General features: G+C 69.4%; 3 protein-coding genes. All 3 read right to left on the bottom strand.

What is annotated here, in order from left to right:
• Positions 1-56: 56 nt before the first annotated feature.
• Positions 57-479, bottom strand: coding sequence for a hypothetical protein (locus tag DD1DGNOD_RS08700; protein WP_131766046.1), 423 nt, complete (start codon positions 477-479; stop codon positions 57-59).
• The gene (gene holA / locus DD1DGNOD_RS08695; protein ID WP_131766045.1) at positions 476-1,471 is read right to left on the bottom strand and encodes a DNA polymerase III subunit delta; all 996 of its coding nucleotides are present in this window, start codon (positions 1,469-1,471) and stop codon (positions 476-478) included. The genes DD1DGNOD_RS08700 and holA overlap by 4 nt, the downstream gene beginning before the upstream one ends.
• A gap of 76 nt (positions 1,472-1,547) precedes the next feature.
• On the bottom strand, positions 1,548-3,040 hold a 1,493-nt coding region (locus DD1DGNOD_RS08690; protein WP_131769852.1), incomplete at its 5' end, for a ComEC/Rec2 family competence protein.

Here is a 3,040-nt window from a genome sequence, read left to right as displayed (position 1 = left end):
TGTGCTGGCAGTGGTTCGGGGCATGTGCTGGCAGTACGGTGCCGGAACCTGCGCTGTCAGTTCGGTGGGGCCTCGGACACCGGTCGTTCGTCTTCCGCGCAACGGATCCGCGCCTCGTCCGATCCCAGCATCTTCTTGATTATTTCGCCGTAGGCTGCCATGACGATCACCGCCAGCGGCAGCGCCACGATCACCCACGCACTTGCCAGATCAGCCAGGGCGATCAGCAATCCGAGCAGGATGCTGCCGGCACCGAGGAACCCATACCATCGGCCGGCCAGGTCGCTGTTTGCCGAGTCCGGTTGCGAGTGCGGGTCCGGCGACCCCGCGTTTTCTCGGTCCAGATCGCTTCCCCCTGGGTCACCTCGTCCTGGGTCACCTCGTCCTGGATCGCTTCGGTCTCGGTTGTCCTGGTCCGGGCCGGCCTCGCCCGAGTCGGGCGGGTTTTCCCGATCGGACCGGGACACATCCGATGTCATCGGCGGGCTCCCCCCGTACGACCGCGGGCCGACACGATCTGGGTGACGAGCCTTTCCAGGCCGTAGACCGGGTCCACAGCGCCGCCCTTGACCGCCGCATCCGCGGCACTGATCACACGCATCGCATGGGCCAGCCCTTCGTCGCTCCAACCTCGGGCGGCCCGTTGGGATCGCTCCACCTTCCAGTCGGGCATGCCGAGACTGCGTGCGAGCTCCCAGGTCGAGCCGCCACTGGCAGCCGCAACCCGGGCCAGGTCGCGCACTCCGGTGGTCATGGCGCTCACGACGAGGACCGGCGGGACGCCGTTGGCGAGCGTCTGGCGCAGCACGGTCAGGGCCTGGGGCAGATCTCCCGCGATCGCGGCGTCCGCTACCGCGAAACCGGTGGCCTCCGCCCGACCGCGATGGTATTTGGCGACCAGGCCCTCGTCGACGGTTCCACCGGAGTCGGTGACCATCTGCTCGCATACCGCAGCCAGCTCACGCAGGTCGCCACCGACGGCGTCCACCAGCGACTTCACCGCACCCGTGCTGATCTGGCCGCCGAGACGGCGAACCTCGGCCGAGACGAAGTCGTGGCGGTCGCGGGGGCGGGTGATACGCGCCGCCGGAACGACCGTGGCACCTGCTGCCTTCATCACATCGACCAGCTTGCGGTTGCGTGCGGCACCGCTGTGAACGACAACAAGCACAACGTCATCCAGCGGTCGGGAGATGTAGGCCAGCAGCGCCTCTCGAAGATCGTCTGCGAGTTCCTGCGCACCACGGACCACGACCACCCGTAGCTCGCCGAACATCGATGCGCTGGTCAGGTCGACCACATCGCTTTCGGTGAACTCGCCGGGCGCCCGGTCGACGATCTCCACCTGCGGATCGTGGATCCGGGCGGCGTGGACGACCTCCCGGACGCCACGGGAGACCAGCAACTCCTCATCACCGGAGACAAGGACCATCCGTGGCAGTGCGGATGTCGACGGCACGGTGGGGAGCATGTCACAAGGACGGTGCGCAGACCTCACGGCCCGGCCGGGAACATGCGATGATTACGATCCGCTACCGCTGCCCAGGTCAGATTCCGGCAGACCGAGAAATGATAATCAACTGTACGCCCGCAACGATGGCGGACAGTACGGCGAGAACGCGCCGCCCGCGGCGTCGGCGCACAGCTGCGAGCAGCACGACCGTGACAGCGACGAGAACCAGGGCGCCAAGCGGACCGTCCGGCCAGCTGATCTGCGCACCGGGCACGCGTGCCGCGACGTCCGCGACCGTGATCAGCCATCCGCACGGCACACCCGCGAGGGTCGCCAATGCCTGGGCCAGGGGGTCGTAGACGATCGCGGCAACCGTGGCCAGGACTCCGAGGATGGTCGCCGGCGCAACCGCGGCCTCCGCGAGCATGTTGGCGGGAACGGCCACCAGGCTGACCCCACCACCGACGGCAACGAGAAGCGGTGAGCAGGCGACATGTGCCGCCGCGGCGACCGCAAGCGGCTCAGCCAGCCACCTGGGCATCCGGCCCGCCAGGGCGTCCCGCCAGCCCGGAGCGAGGATCACCAGACCGGCGGTGGCGGAAACCGACAGAGTGAAACCGACCGAACGAGCAAGATCAGGGCTGACAAGGACGAGCACCAGCACGCTGGCCGCGAGCGCGGGTAGGGCCAGACGTGGCCGTCCGCTACCAGCCGCGACAATTCCGATCAACCCCATGACACCGGCGCGTAGGACACTGGGTGACGGTCGGGCCAGGACAACGAAGCCGAACAGGGCCGCCGCAACCCAACCGGCCTGCAGCCACGGACCCAACCGGCTGCGCCGGATGACGACGGTCGCCGCGGCAATGATGATCGCGCAGTTCGCGCCGGAGACAGCGACGAGGTGCGACATCCCGGCGGTCCGGAAGTCCTCCCGAACCTCGCCGTCGAGGTTACTCGTGTCACCGAGGACGAGGCCCGGCAGCAGCCCGCGACGCGGACCCTCAAGCCCTGACGCGGCGTCGCGCAACCCCGCCCGTAGATGACCTGCTGCCCGCTGCAGCGGCGAAGGTTCACCGACCGAGGCCGGTGCGGTCCTGACGAAGACGACCGCCGCAACGGTGTCGGCCGCCCGTGGCGGTGCCAGCTTGCCCGAGGTACTGACATGCTGACTCGGCAGCAGGTCCTCCCAGCCCGGCGCGGTCGCAAGCACCAGGACCGGCTGTCGCAGCCGGATGTCGTGCCCGTTCGCGGTCAGCCGCTCCACCCGCACCGGGACGATGACGAGTTCGCCGTTGCCCCCGTGGCTGACCCGCGGGTCACTGGTCACCGTGCCCTCGATACCGGCGGCCGCCCGTGCCGCGCCGAGGGCCGCGAGCGGACCGAGCATCCGGGCGCGGGTCTGCAGACCCGCCGCCAGCACACCCGCGGCGAGGCAGGCCAGACATGCCAGACCCGCGGCCGTGGGCCGCCAGACGCTCCTGCACCGAAACAGGACCGCCGTGCACAGCAGTGTCACGCACAGCAACGTTCCGGAGATCCACAGCACAGCTGCGGGCGGCGCGGCCAGTCCGGCACCCGCAGCTC

The organism is Candidatus Protofrankia californiensis, assembly GCF_900634765.1.
Lineage (GTDB): Bacteria > Actinomycetota > Actinomycetes > Frankiales > Frankiaceae > Protofrankia > Protofrankia californiensis.
This window is presented reverse-complemented; position numbering and strand designations above follow the sequence as displayed.